This is a genomic window from Streptomyces rubellomurinus (assembly GCF_000961885.1).
Taxonomy (GTDB): domain Bacteria; phylum Actinomycetota; class Actinomycetes; order Streptomycetales; family Streptomycetaceae; genus Kitasatospora; species Kitasatospora rubellomurina.
Window position 1 is genome coordinate 1 of the sequence record NZ_JZKH01000124.1, and the last position, 18851, is coordinate 18851.

Consider the following 18851-nt stretch of genomic DNA (forward strand, 5'->3'; position numbering starts at 1 on the left):
GGGTGGGGCGGGGTGGGGCGGGGCCCGAAGGGGAGCCTCCGGGGGAGGCCCCGGGGCGGCCGGGAAGACGCGGTGCCGCCCCGGGGCCGACCGAACTCCCGGGCTCAGCCCGGCTGTTCGGTGGTCAGGTGCTCGGGCCGGACCGGGATGCGGTTCAGCGCCAGGCCGGTGGCGTTGCGGATGGCCGCCACGATCGAGGGCGTCGCCGAGACGGTCGGCGCCTCGCCGACCCCGCGCAGCCCGTACGGGGCGTGTGGGTCGGGCAGTTCGAGGATCTCCACCGGGATCGGGGGGGTGTCGAGGATGGTGGGGATCAGATAGTCGGTGAAGGAGGCGTTGCGGACCTTGCCGTCCCGCAGCACGATCTCCTCCATGACGGCGAGGCCGAGTGCCTGGGTGCAGCCGCCCTGGATCTGGCCGACCACGGAGAGCGGGTTGAGGGCCTTGCCGACGTCCTGGACGGCGGTCAGCTCGACCACCTTGACCAGGCCCAGCTCGACGTCCACGTCCACCACGGCGCGGTTGGCGCAGAAGGTGTACTGGACGTGGCCGAAGCCCTGCCCGGTCTCCTTGTCGAAGGGCACGGTGGGCCGGTGGTGGTGCTCGCGGGTCTGCTCGATGGCCTCGTCGCCGAGCAGGTCGACCATGGAGACCAGGGCGCCCGCGCTCGCCGAGACGACCTTGCCGCCGGCCAGCGACAGGTCGTCGTGGGTCCAGCCGTAGCGGCGCCGGCCCTTGTCGATCAGCTCCCGCCGCACCGCCTCGGCGGCCAGCTTCACCGCGCCGCCGGTCATGTACGTCTGGCGGGAGGCGGAGGTGGAGCCGGCCGAGCCGACCGCGGTGTTCGCCGGGTGGATGGTGACCTGCTCGACGCCGAGCTCGGTGCGGGCGATCTGGGCGTGCACGGTGACGCCGCCCTGCCCGACCTCCGCCATCGCGGTGTGCACCAGCGCGACCGGCTCGCCGCCGATCACCTCCAGCCGCACCCGGGCGGTGGAGTAGTCGTCGAAGCCCTCGGAGAAGCCGACGTTCTTGATGCCGACCGAGTAGCCGACGCCGCGCACGATGCCCTCGCCGTGCGAGGTGTTGGACAGCGCGCCGGGCAGCCGGCGCACGTCCAGGTGCGTGGTGTCCAAGGGCGGCGGCAGCGGCATCTCCTTGGCCCGGCGCAGCAGTTCGGCGACCGGCGCGGGCGCGTCGATCTCCTGCCCGGTGGGGATCCGGTCGCCCTGGGAGACGGCGTTGAGCTGCCGCAGCTCCACCGGGTCCATGCCGAGTTCGACGGCGAGCTTGTCCATCTGCGACTCGTAGCCGAACGCCGCCTGCACCGCGCCGAAGCCGCGCATCGCCCCGCAGGACGGGTTGTTGCTGTACAGCGCGATGGCGTGCATCCGCACATTCGGGATGACGTACGGGCCGTGCCCGAGCGAGGCGGCGTTGCCGACCACGGCGGGGGAGGCGGAGGCGTAGGCGCCGCCGTCCAGCACGATCCGGCAGTCGGCGTAGACGAGCCGGCCGTCGCGGGTGGCGCCGTGCTCGTAGTGCATCCTCGCCGGGTGGCGGTGGACGTGGCCGAAGAAGGACTCGTCCCGGGAGTACACGATCTTGACGGGCTTGCCGGTGTGCAGGGCCAGCAGGCAGGCGTGGATCTGCATCGACAGGTCCTCGCGGCCGCCGAACGCGCCGCCGACGCCGGCCAGGGTGAGCCGGACCTTCTCCTCCGGCAGGCCGAGCACCGGGGCCATCTGCTCGCGGTCGACGTGCAGCCACTGGGTGGCGATGTAGAGGTCGACGCCGCCGTCCTCGGCGGGCACCGCGAGGCCGGACTCCGGACCGAGGAAGGCCTGGTCCTGCATGCCGACCTCGTAGTCGCCGCTGACGACCACGTCGGCCATCGCCCGCACCTCGTCGGTGACGCCGAGGCCGGAGACCAGCTTCTGCTCGTGGCAGATGTTGCCGTACGCGTGGGACTTGTACTCGTGCGGCTCGTGCACGTAGCCGTGCACCTCGGGGTGCAGGCACTGCTCCTCGGTGACGATCGGGGTGAGCACCTCGTACTCGACGGCGATCTTCTTCACCGCGCGCCGGGCCGTCTCCGGGTGGTCGGCGGCGACCAGGGCGATCGCCTCGCCGTGGTAGCGGACCTGGTCGATGGCCAGGGCCGGCTGGTCCCGGATCTCCAGGCCGTAGTACTTGGAGCCGGGGATGTCCTCGTGGGTGAGGACGGCGTACACGCCGGGCACCTTGAGCGCCTCGGTGATGTCCACCGACAGGATCCGGGCCCGGGGGTGCGGCGAGCGCAGGGCCATGCCCCACAGCATGTCCTCGTGCCACAGGTCGGAGGAGTACGCGAACTCGCCGCGCACCTTCAGATTGCCGTCCGGGCGCAGCGGCGAGCCGCCGATGCCGTCCTTGGCCGCCTGGCCGATGTTCTGCAGGTTCTTCTGGCCCTGGATGGTGCGCGCGTTCATGCCGAGCCGTCCCTCTCGCCGGCGCACTTGCGGGCCGAGGCCAGCCGCACCGCGTCCATGATCTTCTCGTAGCCGGTGCAGCGGCACAGGTTGCCGGACAGCGCCTCGCGGATGTCGTCGTCGCTGGGCTGCGGGTCGTCGGCCAGCAGCGCGTCGGTCTGCACCAGCAGGCCGGGGGTGCAGAAGCCGCACTGGACGGCTCCGGCGTCGACGAACGCCTGCTGCACGAGGCCGAGTTCGCCCTCCTCGCCGGCCAGGCCCTCGACGGTGCGCACCTCGCGGCCCTGCACCTGCCCGGCCGCGACCAGGCAGGAGCAGACCGGCACGCCGTCCAGGTAGACGGTGCAGGAGCCGCACTCGCCCTGCTCGCAGGCGTTCTTCGAGCCGGGCAGGCCGACGCGTTCGCGCAGCACGTAGAGCAGGCTCTCGCCGGCCCACACGTCGTCGGCCTCGACCGGCTTGCCGTTCGCGGTGAACGTGACCCTCATGCCGCGCTCCCAACCTGTTCGATCTGCTTGCGGTAGTCGTTCCAGCACCAGGTGAGGGTGCGGCGGGCCATCACGGCCAGGGCGTGCCGGCGGTACTCGGCGGTGCCCCGGACGTCGTCGATGGGGGAGGCGGCGGCCTTCACCAGTTCGCCGAACCGCTGCACCACCTCGGAGCCGAGCAGGGCGCCGCTCTCCCACAGGCCGCGCTCGGCGAGCACGCCCCGCAGGTACTCCTCGGCCTCGACGGCGCGGCGCGGGGTGGGGGCGGCCGAGCCGATGCCGGTGCCGACGGTGCCGTTCCTCGGGTGCAGCGCGAAGCCGAACGCGCAGACGGCGATGACCATCGCGTTGCGGGTGCCGATCTTCGAGAACTGCTGGGGGCCGTCCGCCACGGGGACGTGCACGGCGCGGATCAGCTCGTCCGCCGCCAGGCAGTTGCGCTTCACGCCGACGTAGAAGTCGTCGATCGGGATCATCCGGGTGCCGCGCACCGAGGCGGCCTCGACGTACACGTCCCGCCCGGCGGCCAGCAGCGCGGGGTGGGAGTCGCCGGCCGGGGAGGCCGCGCCCAGGTTGCCGCCGACGCTCCCGCGGTTGCGGATCTGCGGCGAGCCCACGGTGTGCGCCGCCAGCGCGAGCCCGGGCAGCGGCCCGGCCAGCTCGTCGATGATCCGCGCGTACGGGACGGCCGCGCCGAGCCGTACGACGCCGCCGTCCTCCGTCCACTGGGTGAGTTCGCGGACGCGGTTCAGGTCGAGAATCGCGGATGGCCGGTGCACGTCGAAGTTCAGCTCGACCATCACGTCCGTGCCGCCCGAGATGGGCAGCGCGCTCGGGTGCTCGGCCTTCGCCGCGAGTGCCTCGTCCCAGGTGGCGGGCCGAAGGAACTCCATGCGGGTGTCTCCTCAAGTCTTCGCCCGCCGGGTCTCCGGCGGCGTGTCGCCCAGTGAACCCCTGTGACGCGGCCCACTGGCAGTCACCGATGGCATGAAGCCCCGGCTGTGGCCCGGCCCGGCATCCTGTACGTTCCTCTAAGGAGGTCGATCGCGCGGCCCGGCCCGTCCGCCGGGCGCTACCTACGACCGTAATCCGGCCGTGACGGGCGGTCCACGGAGCGGCGCTGGGGTGCCCGCCGGCACGTCACCCCCGGGCGCGGATGTCACGTCACCCGGAGCACGGATGTTCGGGCACACTGTGACCCCCGGGCCCGACGTCCCGGCTCTCCACCCCCACCCCACGCCCACCCCTCCCCAAGCCCGAAGGAGTCCGCGGATGCGCGTCCGTGACCTGCTCGCCCTCGGTGCCCCGCGCCTGCGCCTGCTCGCGGCCGAGGAGGAGCTGGACCGGCAGGTCGGCGGCGTGATGACGACGGACCTGCAGGACCCCGGCCGCTACCTGCACGGCGGCGAACTGGTCCTCACCGGCATGCTCTGGCGCACCGGCCCGGCCGACTCCGAGCGCTTCGTGCGCACCCTCGCGGCCGGCGGCGCCGTCGCCCTCGCGGCCGGCGAGGCCGAGGTCGGCCCGGTGCCCGAGGACCTGGTCGAGGCCTGCCGCCGGCACCGGATGCCGCTGCTGGCCGTCCCCGACGACATCGCCTTCGGCACCGTCACCGAGTTCATCGGCCGCCAGGTCTCCGCCGACCGCGCCGCCGACCTCGCCGCCCTCGTCGACCGGCACCGCCTGCTGGTCTCCGCGGCCGGCGGCGGCGGCCTCGACGCCGTGCTGGACCTGCTCGGCGGCGACCTCGACCTCGACTGCTGGGTGCTCACCCCCACCGGCGCGGTGATCGCCGGGCCCGCCGACCGGCTCGGCGCCGAGGACCGCGACCAGCTCGTCCGCGCCCACCTCGCCGCCCAGCGCCAGCGCCGCCGCCCCCCGCACCGCGCCCGGCTGGCCGGCGGCGCCTACTCGCTGCTGCCCGCGCCCGCCTCCGCCGAGCACGAGGCGCCGCTGGCCGACTGGGTGCTCGCCGTCGCCGGCGACGTCACCGAGTGGACGGCCAAGCGCCAGCAGCTCGCCGAGAACCTCGCCCGGCTGGTCGCCGCCGAGCGCCACCGCCGCGACGAGGGCCGCCGGCTGCGCCGCCGCCTCGCCGACGAACTGCTCGCCCTGCTGCGCCGCGACGCCGACCCGGCCGAGATCGGCCGCGCCCTGTACGCCTCCTCGGCGATGGCCGCCCGCTACGAGGGCCCCGACCCCAAGTCACCGGCGCAGGAGGCCTCCTGGCTGGTCGTCAGCGCCGAGGGCACCGGCCTGCCCGAGGGCGCCGTACGGGCCGTCCTGGAGGAGGCGGTCGGCGGCACCACCGACCGCGCCCTGGTCGCCGGGACGGGCGCCGGCGCCGTCGTGGTGATGCCCGCCCCGGACGGCCCGCAGTCCGCCAAGACCCCGGCCGCGGAGGCGCTGCGCGCCCTGCTCGCCCCGCTGGAGGCCGGGCTCGGCTCGGAGGGCCGGATCACCGTCGGCGTCTCCGCCCCCGCCGCCGAGTCCGGCGGCCTGCGCGGCGCCCTGGAGGAGGCCCGGCACGCCCGCCGGATCGCCGCCGCCCGGATCGGCCGGGTCTGCGTGGCCGGCCCCGAGGAGCTGGCCTCGCACGTGCTGCTGCTGGCCGCCGTCCCGGACGAGGTGCGCCGCGCCTTCCGCGGCCGGCTGCTGGACAAGGTCATCGCCTACGACCTGGAGCACCAGGCGGACCTGGTCCGCACCCTGGAGGCCTTCCTGCGCTCGGACGGCTCGTGGACGCGCTGCGCCGCGCAGCTGCACGTCCACGTCAACACGCTGCGCTACCGGATCGGGCGGATCGAGGAGCTGACGGGGCGGGACCTGTCCCGGCTGGAGGACCGGGTGGACTTCTACCTGGCGCTCGAACTGGCCTGAGCGTCCTTCCCTTTTCGTACGACGAGGGCCCGCCGCGAACGCTCGCGGCGGGCCCTCGTCGTACGAACCGGTGGTCCTACTGGGGCGGGATGATGCCGGTCAGCCACTCGAAGATGCCCGGCACCATGGTCTTCCACAGCTCGGTGGTGTGCGGGCCGTTGGTCTCCTGGACCTGGACCTTCGTCGGGTCCTTGGCCGCCGCGGCGAGCGCCTGGCCGTCCTCCAGGCCGTCGCCCTTCTTGCCGCTGATGTACAGCGAGACCTTCGGCGGGGTCTGGGCGGCCTTCAGGATGTTGACCGGGTTGTTGGCCTCGCGCAGCTTCGGGTCCTTGCCGACCAGCGAGTCCGACTCGGTGCCCGGGTCGTTGTAGCCGGACATCGAGATGGCGGCGCGGTAGCGGTTGGGGTGGGCCAGCGAGATCTTGGCCGCGCAGTGGGCGCCGGCCGAGTAGCCGGCGATCGCCCAGCGGTCGGCGGACGGGTCGGCGCGGAAGTTGTCCATCACCATCTGCGGCACGTCCCGGGTGATCCACGCGTCGGCGTTGACCTTGCCGGGGATGTCGGTGCAGCCGGCGTCCTGGTGCTGCAGCAGCAGGGTGCGCGGCGAGACCAGGATGAACGGCGAGACCTTGCCCTGCTGCATCAGCGGCTTGAGCTGCTCGGACACCTTGAGGGTGCCGTACCAGGTGGAGGAGGAGCCGGGGTAGCCGGGGATCAGCTCGACCACCGGGAACTTCTTGTCCTTGTACGCCGGGTCGTTGTACTGCGGCGGCAGCCAGACCAGCACCTCGCCGTCGACGCCGGAGACCTGGCCCTTCAGCTCGGTCTTCTGGACGTCCCCGGGCACCGCCGGGTCGCCCACCCCGGCGAACTTCTGCATCACCTTCGGCGGCTGCTTGGCCGCGTCGCCGCTGCCGCCGCCCTTGCCGCCGTCGGCGTCCAGCGGGGGCACCGAGGGCACGGCCCGGACGTGGTCCCCGGTGCCGAGCAGGTCGTCCCAGTTGCCGTAGATCAGGTTCGCGTTGTTCACCATCACGAAGACCATCAGCACGGCGGTGATCTGGCAGAACATGATCATGACCAGCCGGGACAGGATCCGCACCGGCCGCGGCCCGCGCACCTTGCCCCAGAACACCAGCGCGACCGCGATGGCCACCGGCACCAGGATGACGGTGAGGACGAAGAACGGCGTTCCTGTGAGTTGCATCAAGCTCTCGTATCCGGGTCGCTGGCCGCCCGGGCCCCACGCGCCCGAACGCACTCCAATGGCATCGGACGGTGGGAAACCGGCGATCGGTTGCCGTCCGAATCTGTGCGGAACCTGAGAGGAACATCACGCGGGCGTGATGATCCCCTTTCGGGTCGGCGCATAGTCTGCCACCCGAACGGGTGTCGTCCGGACCACGCGTCCAGCGAACTTCCAGGAAAGGTCCCCCGGAGCACCTTACCCCGGGTACCGTGCGCGCTGCCGGGCGAGGCGGTGCGAGCCCGCACGGCCCGGGCAGAGAGACTAGGGGGATGAGCACAACCCGCTTTCGCCCCTCGCGCCGCTTCTGGCCCGTCTGCGCCGTCCTGGCCCTCGCGGTCACCGCGGCCGGTTGCAGCAGTACCGGAGGCAGACGCGCCGAGGAGGCCCGCGCCAAGGCCGCGGCCGCCGCCGGCGGCGCCGTCACGACCCCGCGCTGGAAGGTCGCCATGGTGACCCACGCCGGAGCCGGCGACGCCTTCTGGGACAGCGTGCGCAAGGGCGCCGAGCAGGCCGCCGCCAAGGACAACATCACCTTCCTGTACTCCAACGACGCGCAGACCCAGAACCAGGTCCAGCTCGTCCAGGCCGCCATCGACCAGAAGGTCGACGGCCTGCTGGTCACCCTCGCCAAGGGCGACGCCATGGCCGACGTCCTCGCCAAGGCCAAGGCCGCCGGCATCCCGGTGATCACCGTCAACTCCGGCCAGGAGTACTCCGCGAAGTTCGGCGCCCTCACCCACATCGGCCAGGACGAGGCCACCGCCGGCCAGGCCGCCGGCGCCCAGCTCGCCTCCCGCGGCCGCAAGAACGTCCTGTGCGTCATCCACGAGCAGGGCAACGTCGGCCAGGAGCAGCGCTGCGGCGGCGCCCAGGCCAAGGCCGGCGCCGGCTTCCAGGTCCTCTACGTCAACGGCGTCGACATGCCCGACGCGCGCGCCGCGATCTCCGCCAAGCTGCAGGCCGACCAGTCCATCGACACCGTGCTCACCCTCTCCGGCCCGATGGCCGCCACCGGCCTGCAGGCGATCCAGGACGCCCGCCGCCCGGTCGAGCTGGACACCTTCGACCTGGGCCCGCAGGTCGTCGCCGGGCTGAAGTCCGGCAGCGTCGGCTTCGCCGTCGACCAGCAGCCCTACCTCCAGGGCTACGAGGGCGTCGACCTGCTGTGGCTGTACCGGTCCAACCTGGACATGCTCGGCGGCGGCAAGCCCGTCGAGACCGGCCCGCAGATCCTCACCAAGGACAACGCCGACGCGCTCGCCGAGTACGTCGCGAGGGGGACGCGTTGAGCACCCCCTCCGGTACCCCCTCTTCCGGTACCCCGTCCGACCTGCTGTCCCGGGACGGCCTCGTCCAGGACCGCCCGGCGGCCCTGCGCCGGCTCCTGGCCCGCCCCGAACTGGGCTCGCTGATCGCCGCCGTCGCCGTCTTCACGGTCTTCGCCGCGGCCGCCGAACCCTTCCTGCGGGTCTCCTCGCTGGGCACCGTGCTGTACGCCGCCTCCACCATCGGGATCATGGCCGTACCGGTCGCCCTGCTGATGATCGGCGGCGAGTTCGACCTCTCGGCCGGCGTGCTGGTCACCACCGCCGCGCTGACCTCCTCGATGGTCTCCTACCAGTTCACCGCGATCACCTGGGTCGGCGTGCTGGTCTCGCTCGCCACCACACTGGCGATCGGCTGGTTCAACGGCTGGATGCTCGGCCGCACCAAGCTGCCCAGCTTCATCGTCACCCTCGGCACCTTCCTGATGCTGACCGGCGCCAACCTCGGCGTCACCAAGGCGATCTCGGGCACGGTCTCGACCAAGTCGATCGCCGACATGCAGGGCTTCGAGTCCTGCCGATGGCTGTTCGCCTCCGAGGTCACCGTCGGCGGACTGACCGTCAAGGCCACCGTGTGGTGGTGGCTCGGCCTGCTCGCGGTCGGCAGCTGGGTGCTGCTGCGCACCCGCTTCGGCAACTGGATCTTCGCGGTCGGCGGCGACGCGGCCGCCGCCCGCGCGGTCGGCGTGCCGGTCGCCCGGACCAAGACCGTGCTCTACCTCGGCGTCGGCTTCGGCGCCTGGGTGCTCGGGCAGCACCTGCTGTTCTCCTTCGACACCGTGCAGTCCGGCGAAGGCGTCGGCAACGAGCTGATCTACATCGTCGCGGCCGTCATCGGCGGCTGCCTGATCACCGGCGGCTACGGCTCGGTGGTCGGCTCCGCGCTCGGCGCGCTGATCTTCGGCATGGCCAGCAAGGGGATCATCTACGCCCAGTGGAACCCGGACTGGTTCAAGTTCTTCCTCGGCGCGATGCTGCTGCTGGCCGCGCTGCTGAACGCCTACGTCAAGCGCACCGCCGAACGGGGGCCGCGATGAACACGGGGGCCGCGATGAACACCGAACTCCTGTCGCTGGAAGGCGTCGGCAAGTCCTACGGGACGGTCCGGGCGCTCCAGGACGTCTCGCTGACCCTGCACGCCGGCGAGATCAGCTGCGTGCTCGGCGACAACGGCGCCGGCAAGTCCACCCTCATCAAGATCATCGCCGGGCTGCACCGGCACGACGAGGGCCGCTACACGGTCGGCGGCGAGGAGGTCCGCCTCGACTCCCCGCGCCAGGCCCTGGACCTCGGCATCGCCACCGTCTACCAGGACCTCGCCGTCGTCCCGCTGATGCCGGTGTGGCGCAACTTCTTCCTCGGCTCCGAGCAGGGCCTGCGCCGCTGGGGCGGCCTGCGCCTGGACGCCGACGGCATGCGCGCCACCACCCGCGAGGCGCTCGCCCGGATGGGCATCGACCTGCACGACGTCGACCGGCCGATCGGCACCCTCTCCGGCGGCCAGCGCCAGTGCGTGGCGATCGCCCGCGCCGTGCACTTCGGCGCCAAGGTGCTGATCCTGGACGAGCCGACCGCCGCGCTCGGCGTCAAGCAGTCCGGGGTCGTGCTCAAGTACGTGACCGCGGCCCGCGACGCCGGGCTCGGCGTCGTCCTGATCACCCACAATCCGCACCACGCGTACCTGGTCGGCGACCACTTCACCCTGCTCAAGCGCGGCCGGATGGCCGGCAGCCACCCCCGCGCCGAGATCGGCCTGGAACAGCTCACCACCGAGATGGCCGGCGGCTCCGACCTCGCCGAACTCTCCCACGAGCTGGCCCGGCCCCCGGCGTCCCCCGATTCCGCCACTTCCCGTGAGGAGCGTCCGCAGCCGTGACCGGCACCCCAGGCGGCACCCGGCCGCCCGTCCTGCCCACCCTGCTCGGCCTCGGCCCGCGCGCCGAGCGCCGCCGCCGCGCCCTGCCCGCCGGGATACTGCGGCTGCCCACCATCGGGGTCGACATCGGCGGCACCAAGGTGGTCGCGGGAGTCGTCGACGGCGAGGGCAAGGTGCTGGAGAAGCTGCGCACCGACACCCCCGACAAGAGCAAGAGCCCCAAGGTCGTCGAGGACGTCATCGTCGAGCTGGTGCTGCAGCTCGCCGACCGGCACGACGTCCACGCGGTCGGCATCGGCGCGGCCGGCTGGGTCGACGCCGACCGCTCCCGGGTGCTCTTCGCCCCGCACCTCAACTGGCGCAACGAACCGCTCCAGCAGGCGCTCAGCGAGCGGCTGCGCTTCCCGGTGATCGTCGAGAACGACGCCAACGCGGCCGCCTGGGCCGAGTGGCGCTTCGGCGCCGGGCGCGGCGAGGACCACATGGTGATGCTCACCCTCGGCACCGGCATCGGCGGCGCCGTCGTCCGGGACGGCTACGTCGACCGCGGGAAGTACGGCCTGGCGGGCGAGTTCGGGCACATGCAGGTGCTGCCCGGCGGCCACCGCTGCCCGTGCGGCAACCGCGGCTGCTGGGAGCAGTACTCCTCCGGCAACGCGCTGGTGCGCGACGCCCGGGAGCTCGCCGCCGAGGAGTCCCCGGTGGTGCAGCCGCTGCTCGCCCGGGCCGGCGGCACGGCGGACGGCATCACCGGGCCGCTGGTCACCGAGGCCGCGCGGGACGGCGACCCGACCGCGATCGAGCTGCTCTACGAGGTCGGCACCTGGCTCGGCGTCGGCATCGCCAACCTGGCCGCCGCGCTCGACCCGGGCCGCTTCGTCATCGGCGGCGGCGTCTCCGAGTCGGGCGACCTGCTGCTCGGCCCGGCCCGGGACACCTTCCGCCGCACCCTCACCGGCCGCGGCTTCCGCCCGGAGGCCACCATCGTGCACGCCGCCCTCGGCAACGAGGCCGGCCTGGTCGGCGCCGCCGACCTCGCCCGACAGGTCGCCCGCCGCTTCCGCACCATCAAGCGGCGCCGGGTGGAGCGCACGGCGCTGTAGCGGTGGAGCGCGGCGGGGCCTCCCGCCCGCCCCGGCCCCGCCGCCCCGTTCGAGGGGCGGCGGGGCCGAACTGTCGACGGCTGTCGACGTTCGGCCGACACGGTTCGGCGAACAGAGTTCAGCGAACAGAGTTCAGCGAACAGAGTTCAGCTGACAACTTTCAACTTTCAGCGAACAACTTTCAGAGAACGTTTTCTGTCATCTGTTCGCCGGAACTCAGCCCGCCGACTTCCAGCGGTCCCGTCCGTCGCTGCCGGGGCCGCAGACCATCGGGGTGCCCTTGGTGGTGACGCCGGTCGCGCCGGTGGGGGAGCAGAAGGATCCCGGGTGAACGGTGCCAGCTGTGCCCCCGCCCGAAGCGGCTCCGCCGGAGGTCGAGCCTCCAGGGTCGGATCCTCCGGATGTCGAGCCGCCGGTGCCGCCGCCGGACGATGAACTGCCGCCGCCCGTAGCGCCGTTGCCCGGGCTGGCGGGCTGCACGGTGGGGTGCGGCGCGGGCCGGGGCGCCGCCGGGGTCGGTGTCCCGGGGTGGGGCGGGGGAGCCTGGGTCGGCGTCGGCGGTTCCGGCGCGGGCGTCGCCGTCCGCGTGGGTGTCGCCGTGGGCGTCGGGTCCGGCGTGGGCGCCGGGGCGGTGGGTGGCGTCTCGGCGGACGGGCTGGAGGTGGCCGTGGCCGCGACCGGAGCCGGGGCGGGCGAGTGGTCGGCCGGCTTGGGCCCGGCGAGGGCGCCGATCCACACCAGGCTGCAGAACGCCGCGACCGCAGTGCTGGTGACCTTGCGCCACAGCGGGCGGGGCCAGGTCCACGCGATCGCGAAGGCCGCGAATGGGAACACCACGAAGCTGGCGGCGTGCAGCACGCGGTGCTGCCACCAGGGGCGGTGCGGCGAAGCCGCCGGAAGTCGGGAGGGCGGGGGCGGGGGAGGTGGCGGATACATGGAGGAACGGAGTCCTTCCGGCGACGGGTTCGTGGTGAACCCCCGCACCGTACAGAGGCCGTTTGAGGGGACGGTTCGGTATGTCCGGAATCGATTCCGGACCGTGATCTCCGGCCGGCTCACCGGCCGACCGCCTCCGCCGCGTCAACTACCCGTTGGTAGCCGCGCGGTGTGGTTGTCGGATGGTGTCCGGCTGTGGAACAACAGAGGTGACGTCGACTCAGGAGGACTCGGATGAGGGCTCTGACCCGTCTTGCACCATCGCTGCTGCTCGCCACCGCCCTGGTCTGGGCCAACGCGGGCCCGGCCGGGGCGGCCGCCCCGCCGCCGAAGGTGCCGGAGGCGGTCGGCTGGGGCGGGGCCGTCGCCACCGTCGACGCGGACGCCACCGCGGCCGGGGTCGAGGTGCTGCGCCAGGGCGGCAACGCGGTGGACGCGGCGGTCGCCGCCGCGGCGGCCCTCGGGGTCACCGAGCCGTACTCCTCCGGCATCGGCGGCGGCGGGTACTTCGTCTACTACGACCACGCCACCGGCCGGGTGCACACCATCGACGGCCGCGAGACCGCCGGCCGCACCGCCGACAGCGGGCTTTTCCTGGAGGACGGAAAACCGCTGCCGTTCCCCGACGCCGTCACCAGCGGCCTGTCGGTCGGCGTCCCCGGCACACCCGCCACCTGGGACGCCGCGCTGCGGCAGTGGGGCACCCGGTCGCTCGCCGAGAACCTGCGCCCCGCCGAGCGGATCGCCGAGAACGGCTTCGTCGTCGACGACACCTTCCGCGGCCAAACCGCCGACAACTACGACCGGTTCAAGGACTTCCCGGCCACCGCGAAGCTCTACCTGCCGGGCGGCAGACCCCCCGAGGTCGGCACCGTCCTGCGCAACCCCGACCTCGCCGCCACCTACCGGATGCTCGGCAAGGACGGCGTCAAGGCCTTCTACCAGGGCCAGTTGGCAACCGACATCGCCAACACCGTGCAGAATCCGCCAATTGACCCAGCGTCAGGTCGCAAGGCTCGCCCCGGAAAGGTCGACGCCGCCGACCTCGCCGCCTACCGGGTCCGCGACCAGGCCCCCACCCACGTCGGCTACCGCGACTACGACGTCTACTCGATGGCCCCCTCCAGCTCCGGCGGCACCACGGTCGGCGAGGCGCTGCACATCCTGGAGGACGGCGACCTCTCCACCGCCGGCGACACGCAGTACTACCACCACTTCCTGGAGGCCTCCCGGATCGCCTTCGCCGACCGCAACCGCTGGGTCGGCGACCCGGCGTTCAGCGACGTCCCCACCCGGCAACTGCTCTCCGAGCGCTACGCCGCCTCCCGGGCCTGCCTGATCAGCCCCGACCACGCCCTCACCAGCCCGCTCGCCCCCGGCGACCCGCGCCACCCGGCGGACTGCGCCGAGGACGGCCCGGCCGTCGCCGAGCCGTACGAGGGCCCCAACACCACCCACCTGACGGTCGCCGACCGCTGGGGCGACATCGTCTCCTACACCCTCACCATCGAGCAGACCGGCGGCAGCGGCATCACCGTCCCCGGCCGGGGCTTCCTGCTCAACAACGAGCTGACCGACTTCGACTTCGCCCCGCTCACCGCCGGCGTCCCCGACCCCAACCTGCCCGGCCCGGGCAAGCGGCCGCGCTCCTCGATGTCCCCGACGATCGTGCTGCGGGACGGCGAGCCGCTGCTCGCCACCGGCAGCCCCGGCGGCGCGACCATCATCACCACCACGCTGCAGGTGCTGCTCGGCCGCCTCGACCGCGGCCTGAGCCTGGAGCAGGCGATCGCCGCGCCGCGCGCCAGCCAGCGCAACACCGCCGCCAGCCAGGCCGAGCCCGGCTTCCTCGCCCTGCCCGAGCGGGCCGAACTGGAGGGGCTGGGGCACCGGTTCTCCTCCGTCGCCGAGATCGGCGCCGCCACCGGCGTGGAACGGCTGCCGGACGGCCGGTGGCTGGCCGCCGCCGAACCGGTGCGGCGCGGCGGCGGCTCGGCCGCGGTGGTCCGGCCCGCGGGCTGAGCCGGGCGCCCCGGTCGGGCCCGCCGGGGCCCGCGGGCCCGACCGGGCGGGTCTGTCAGTGGCGGGCGGTATGTTCGGGGTGGGCCTTCCTCCGGGAGGGGGAGCCCGCCCCGTCCGTACCGAACCACCGGGAAGGCCGCCCGCCGTGACCGTCCGCATCGCCACCTGGAACATCAACTCCGTCACCGCGCGGCTGCCCAAGCTCCTGGAGTGGCTGGAGAGCGCCAAGCCCGACGTGCTCTGCCTCCAGGAGCTCAAGTGCGCGGCCGACGCCTTCCCGTACGACGAGGTCCGCGAGCTCGGCTACGAGACCGCCGCGCACGGCACCGGCCGGTGGAACGGCGTCGCCATCGTCTCCCGGCTCGGCCTGGAGGACGTCGTGCGCGACCTGCCCGGCCAGCCCGGCTACCTCGCGGACGGCGCCCTGCTGCCCGACGTCGAACCGCGCGCCATCGCCGCCACCTGCGGCCCGGTGCGGGTCTGGTCGGTCTACGTGCCCAACGGCCGCGAGGTCGGCCACCTGCACTACCACTACAAGCTGGAGTGGCTGGAGGCGCTGCGCAAGGCCTCCGTCGAGGACGCGGCGGGCGAGCGCCCCTTCGCCGTCCTCGGGGACTTCAACATCGCCCCCACCGACGAGGACGTCTTCGACGTCGCCGCGTTCGAGGGCCTGACCCACGTCACCCCCGTCGAGCGCGCCGCCCTGGAGGCGCTCGGCGGCATCGGCCTGCACGACGTGGTGCCGCGCCCGCTGAAGTACGACCGCCCCTACACCTACTGGGACTACCGGCAGCTGGCCTTCCCGAAGAACCGCGGCATGCGGATCGACCTCACCTACGCCAACAAGCCCTTCCTCGACGCCGTGACCGACAGCTACGTGGACCGCGAGGCCCGCAAGGGCAAGGGCACCTCGGACCACGCGCCGGTCGTCGTCGACCTCGACCTCTGAGCCGGCGGGCCGCCGGGCCGCCGCCCGTCACCGGTGGTGACGGGCGGTAACCCGAACGGTCCTGAGCGGTGGCCGCGCCTGCGGCGGCTGCCTACCTTCGGGGAGTGACCGGGCACGGTTGTTCGACCACGGGGACGAGGGAGTCCCCGGCCGCGCCCGAGAATCCCGGAGGTTCCGGCATGCGCCCCACGCGTACGGCCGCCGCCGCCCTGCTCGGCGCGACGGTGCTGACCGGTCTGACGGCCCCCCTCGCCACCGCCAGGGACGGCACGGCCTCGGTCAGCCCGTCCCAGGCCGCACCGGGCCAGACCGTGACGGTCACGGTCTCCTGCGAGAAGTCGGACAAGCCCGACGCCAAGACCATCACCGCCCACTCCGCCGCCTTCGAGGGCGGCCCCGCCACCCTCACCCTGGGCGCGGACGGCAAGCACACCGGCTCCGCCCGGCTGGCCTCCGAACACGCCGGCGACAGCAAGGTCGACGGCACCTGCCCGGACGGCGGCGCCTTCGCCACCACCGTCTCGGTCAGCACCGTCGCCGCCCCCGCCGGCTCCTCCGGCCTGGACAAAGGCCTCGGCGACTGGGGCAAGGCGGCCGGCGAGTGGGCCGGCTCGCTCGGCCAGTCCGGTGCCGGCAGCCAGCAGGTCGCCCCGCACGGCGCCGTCAAGACCGGCCTCGGCGGCTCGGTCGCGGCCGACCCGGCGGAGCTGGCCGGCGGCCTCGCGCTCGTCGCGGGCGGCGTCGGCGGCTTCTGGCTGCTGCGGCGGCGCGGGGCCGGTGCCTGATGGCCGACACCCCCGCCGCACCTGCGCGCCGCCGGACCCGCTGACGGGACCTGCGGCACGCAGGTGTGACGGGCGGGCCTCGGCGGGCAGAGGGGGCAGAGGGGACGGGCGGGTCAGGCGAGGGCCGGCTCCGGGAGCCCGGCGGCCCGCTCCCGCTCGACCCGCGCTGTGCGCTCCGTCCGCTCCTCGTGCCCGAGGGTGCCGCTGGCCAGCAGGTACTGGGCCAGGATGTACGTCGCCATGATCCAGAACTGATGCCCCGGCAGCTCCCGCCACTTCGCCAGCTGGGTGGCGATCAGCGTGTCGGACAACAGGAACAGAGCCCCGCCCAGGCCCGTCCGCCAGCCCAGCCCGGCCGACGTGACCGCCGTCGAGGCCAGCAGCAGGCTGTATCCGGCCACCGGCACCTTCAGGTCCCCGAGGTCCGGCCACAACTGCCCGATCATGCCGACCCAGGCCGTCGCGTACGCGGCCGCCACCACCAGGGCCCGGCGCCGGTCGGTGAGCGCGCCGCGCCGCACGAACATGGTCACGTAGCAGACGTGCGCCGCCGCGAAGGAGCCCATGCCGGCCAGGAACGCGGTGTCGTCCTTCAGCTGCAGCAGCACGTCCCCGCCCGCGCTCAGCAGCAGGGCGGGCGCCAGCAGCTGCGGCGCCTCCCGCTCGGCGGCCCGCGCCGCCGTCCGGCTGTGCGCGGCCAGCAGTGGCATCAGGGCCGGCTTGGTGGCGTTCTGCAGCACCGACGCCCCGGACAGGATCGAGCCCAGGTGCGCCGCCGAGGTGGCCGCGAAGCCGCCCAGCAGGCCGGAGGCCGAGCGGGAGGCCGAGCGCAGGCGGGTGCCGAGGGCGGCGCGGGCGGTCGTGCGGATGGTCATGCGGCTGCTGCCTCCGTGGTCGGGCGGTGCGGGGGAGATCCACCGACCCTAAGGGAGCCGCTCCGGTGGGGGAAGAGCGGGTTACCGGCGCGTAACTCCGGTGCGGCACGGCCCGCCGGTCGCGGCGGGACGGCCGGATCCCGTCCCGCCGCGGGCCCGGCAAGGATCCAGGAGACAGGCCTTAGGCTGGTCCCCGACATGGAGCAGCAGGAGTACGCGGTCGGTGCCACCCGGGTGGCCGCCGGTCGGCCGGACGGGCGAACGGGCGGGGTGGGGGCCACCGACGCCGCCGTTGCCGTGCGCGAAGCCGCCGTCCGCGCCGCGTCGGGCGGTGACGGCGCACCCGATGCCGTGCCCACGGCCCGCCCTGACGCCGCCGTACGTGACGCGGTCGCACGTGACGCTGCCGCACATGACGCCGCCGCAGCACGGGGCGCCGACCCCGAGCTCTCGCCCGACCCGGGCCTGCTGCGGCTCGCCCGCTGGTTCGCCGCCGCCGCGCCCGACACCGCCGACGACCTCTGCACCGCCTCCTTCGGCCTCTACCCCGCCCGGCACTTCGGCGCCCCCGCCGAGTCCGCCGCCGACCCCGAGGTCAGCTGGTGGCACGGCCCCACCGCCCCCGCCGCCCGGCGCCCGCGCGAGGCCCGTACGGACGGCGGGCTGCGCCGAGCCCGGCGCGACGCCGCCGCGCTGCCCGTCGTCCGGTCGGGCGCCAAGCCCGGTCGGCCCGGTCGGCACCGCAGGACCGAGCGCGGCCGCGCGCTCCCGGACGCCCCCGCCACCGCGCAGGATCGTTCCGGCGAGGGCCACACCGCCGCCGAACGCCGGATCGCCGCCCGGCTGCTGCTCGCCCACCCGCTGGTCACCGCCTCCGGCCCGCACGCCGACGGCTTCCCGCTGATCCGCCGTCACCGCGACTGGCTCACCGAGCGCTTCGACACCCTGCTCGGCTACCGGCTCGTCGTCGGCCCCTGGCACGCCCGGCTCCGCAAGGCCGGCCTCGGGCCCGGCGCCGCCCGCCGCCTCGAACACCCCGCCACCGGTGCCCCGTTCACCCCGGCCGCCTACGCCCAACTCGCCCTCGCCCTGGCCCTGTTGGTCGACGCTCCGGAGCAGCTGCGGTACGGGCGGCTGCTCGACGCGATGCGCGCCGCCGCACCCGAACTCGTTGCCGCCCCGGCCGACCTGGCGATGGCCCTCGCCGCCCTCGCCGACTGGCAGGTCCTCGGCGAGCTGCCCGCCGACCCGGCCGACACCGCCTTCCCGCTCACCGTCGACCGCGAGCTCGCCCGCGCCGTCCCGGCCGGCCCGCCCGCCCTCGCGGACGGCCCCGCCGACCTCATCCGCCGCGCCGCCGAGGCCGAACCCGCGACCGCCGTACGGCGCCTGCTCGCCGAAACGCCCGCCGTGCTCGCCGCCGACCTCCCCGAGGACCGCCGCGGCTGGCTGCGCCGGCACCGGCTCAGCGGCCCGGCCGCGCTCGCCGAATTCCTCGGCCTGGAGACCGAGTTGCGCGCCGAGGGCGTTGCCCTCCTGGACCCGGCCGAAGAGCTCACCGACCTCGCCCTGCCCGGCTCCGGCACCCTCGCGCAGGCCGCCCTGCTGCTGGTCGAGTGCCTCGTCGAGGAGGTCCGCCCGCTGCCCGGCGACATCCCGGACGGCGACGTGCCGATCCCCGACGCGCTGATAGACGGCGCCCTCGGCGACGTCGCCGACGAGTACGGCCTGCCCTCCCGCTACCTCGCCGACCGCACCGCCCTGCGCCGCGACGCCCTCGACCTGCTCCACCGCCTCGGCCTGATCACCCCGGCCCCCCGCGCCACCCGGCCGCCCGCCTGGCTCCTGCGCCCCCCGGCCGCCCGCTACGCCCCGGCCCCCGACCTGCACCC

15 protein-coding genes are annotated in these 18851 nt (G+C 74.2%); 9 read left to right on the top strand and 6 right to left on the bottom strand.

All coding sequences use genetic code 11. From position 1 onward, the window contains the following. Positions 1 to 104 precede the first annotated feature (104 nt). Genes pucD through VM95_RS34375 form a run of 3 tightly spaced genes read right to left on the bottom strand, consistent with a single transcriptional unit; the run spans position 105 to position 3852 of the window. Positions 105 to 2471: a xanthine dehydrogenase subunit D gene (gene pucD / locus VM95_RS34365; protein ID WP_045704472.1), complete on the bottom strand. Its 2367-nt coding sequence runs from the start codon at positions 2469 to 2471 to the stop codon at positions 105 to 107. Beyond that, a complete protein-coding gene (locus tag VM95_RS34370; RefSeq protein WP_045704474.1) occupies positions 2468 to 2959 on the bottom strand; it encodes a (2Fe-2S)-binding protein in 492 nt (163 codons plus the stop codon). The genes pucD and VM95_RS34370 overlap by 4 nt, the downstream gene beginning before the upstream one ends. Next, the gene (locus tag VM95_RS34375; RefSeq protein WP_045704476.1) at positions 2956 to 3852 is read right to left on the bottom strand and encodes an FAD binding domain-containing protein; all 897 of its coding nucleotides are present in this window, start codon (positions 3850 to 3852) and stop codon (positions 2956 to 2958) included. Before VM95_RS34375 ends, VM95_RS34370 begins: the two co-directional genes overlap by 4 nt. Before the next feature lie 379 nt (positions 3853 to 4231). Between VM95_RS34375 and VM95_RS34380 the strand changes: the two genes are divergently transcribed. Next, a complete protein-coding gene (locus VM95_RS34380) occupies positions 4232 to 5839 on the top strand; it encodes a PucR family transcriptional regulator (RefSeq protein ID WP_045704478.1) in 1608 nt (535 codons plus the stop codon). A 76-nt stretch (positions 5840 to 5915) separates the two neighbouring features. On the opposite strand, the gene VM95_RS34385 is transcribed toward VM95_RS34380, so the two are convergent. Then, complete coding sequence (locus VM95_RS34385) at positions 5916 to 7046, bottom strand: alpha/beta hydrolase (RefSeq protein ID WP_045704480.1); 1131 nt, start codon at positions 7044 to 7046, stop codon at positions 5916 to 5918. A 311-nt stretch (positions 7047 to 7357) separates the two neighbouring features. Between VM95_RS34385 and VM95_RS34390 the strand changes: the two genes are divergently transcribed. From VM95_RS34390 to VM95_RS34405, 4 genes are read left to right on the top strand one after another with little or no spacing between them, the layout of a single operon-like run. Further along, positions 7358 to 8377: a substrate-binding domain-containing protein gene (locus VM95_RS34390; protein ID WP_045704482.1), complete on the top strand. Its 1020-nt coding sequence runs from the start codon at positions 7358 to 7360 to the stop codon at positions 8375 to 8377. A gap of 41 nt (positions 8378 to 8418) precedes the next feature. Next, a complete protein-coding gene (locus tag VM95_RS34395) occupies positions 8419 to 9450 on the top strand; it encodes an ABC transporter permease (protein ID WP_244179061.1) in 1032 nt (343 codons plus the stop codon). A gap of 14 nt (positions 9451 to 9464) precedes the next feature. Beyond that, positions 9465 to 10289, top strand: a complete 825-nt coding sequence (locus VM95_RS34400) for an ATP-binding cassette domain-containing protein (RefSeq protein WP_107073187.1) — start codon at positions 9465 to 9467, stop codon at positions 10287 to 10289. Further along, the gene (locus VM95_RS34405; protein WP_078860990.1) at positions 10286 to 11392 is read left to right on the top strand and encodes an ROK family glucokinase; all 1107 of its coding nucleotides are present in this window, start codon (positions 10286 to 10288) and stop codon (positions 11390 to 11392) included. Before VM95_RS34400 ends, VM95_RS34405 begins: the two co-directional genes overlap by 4 nt. Before the next feature lie 216 nt (positions 11393 to 11608). On the opposite strand, the gene VM95_RS44895 is transcribed toward VM95_RS34405, so the two are convergent. Further along, positions 11609 to 12250, bottom strand: a complete 642-nt coding sequence (locus VM95_RS44895) for a hypothetical protein (RefSeq protein ID WP_045704488.1) — start codon at positions 12248 to 12250, stop codon at positions 11609 to 11611. A gap of 312 nt (positions 12251 to 12562) precedes the next feature. On the opposite strand from VM95_RS44895, the gene ggt reads away from it, so the two are divergent. The 3 genes from ggt (at position 12563) to VM95_RS34425 (ending at position 16084) form a co-directional block, all read left to right on the top strand. Continuing rightward, positions 12563 to 14350 carry a gamma-glutamyltransferase gene (gene ggt, locus VM95_RS34415; protein WP_045704490.1) on the top strand — a complete coding sequence of 596 codons (1788 nt, stop codon included), beginning with the start codon at positions 12563 to 12565 and terminating at the stop codon, positions 14348 to 14350. Positions 14351 to 14495: 145 nt separating this feature from the next. Further along, complete coding sequence (locus tag VM95_RS34420; protein WP_045704492.1) at positions 14496 to 15299, top strand: exodeoxyribonuclease III; 804 nt, start codon at positions 14496 to 14498, stop codon at positions 15297 to 15299. Between the two features lie 179 nt (positions 15300 to 15478). Then, a complete protein-coding gene (locus tag VM95_RS34425) occupies positions 15479 to 16084 on the top strand; it encodes a hypothetical protein (protein ID WP_045704494.1) in 606 nt (201 codons plus the stop codon). 113 nt (positions 16085 to 16197) lie between these two features. Here the strand turns inward: VM95_RS34425 and VM95_RS34430 are convergent, their stop codons facing one another. Next, complete coding sequence (locus VM95_RS34430; RefSeq protein WP_063773605.1) at positions 16198 to 16959, bottom strand: lysoplasmalogenase; 762 nt, start codon at positions 16957 to 16959, stop codon at positions 16198 to 16200. 198 nt (positions 16960 to 17157) lie between these two features. Between VM95_RS34430 and VM95_RS45360 the strand changes: the two genes are divergently transcribed. Next, a partial coding sequence (locus VM95_RS45360) for a DUF2398 family protein (RefSeq protein ID WP_052707751.1) occupies positions 17158 to 18851 on the top strand: 1694 nt, incomplete at its 3' end.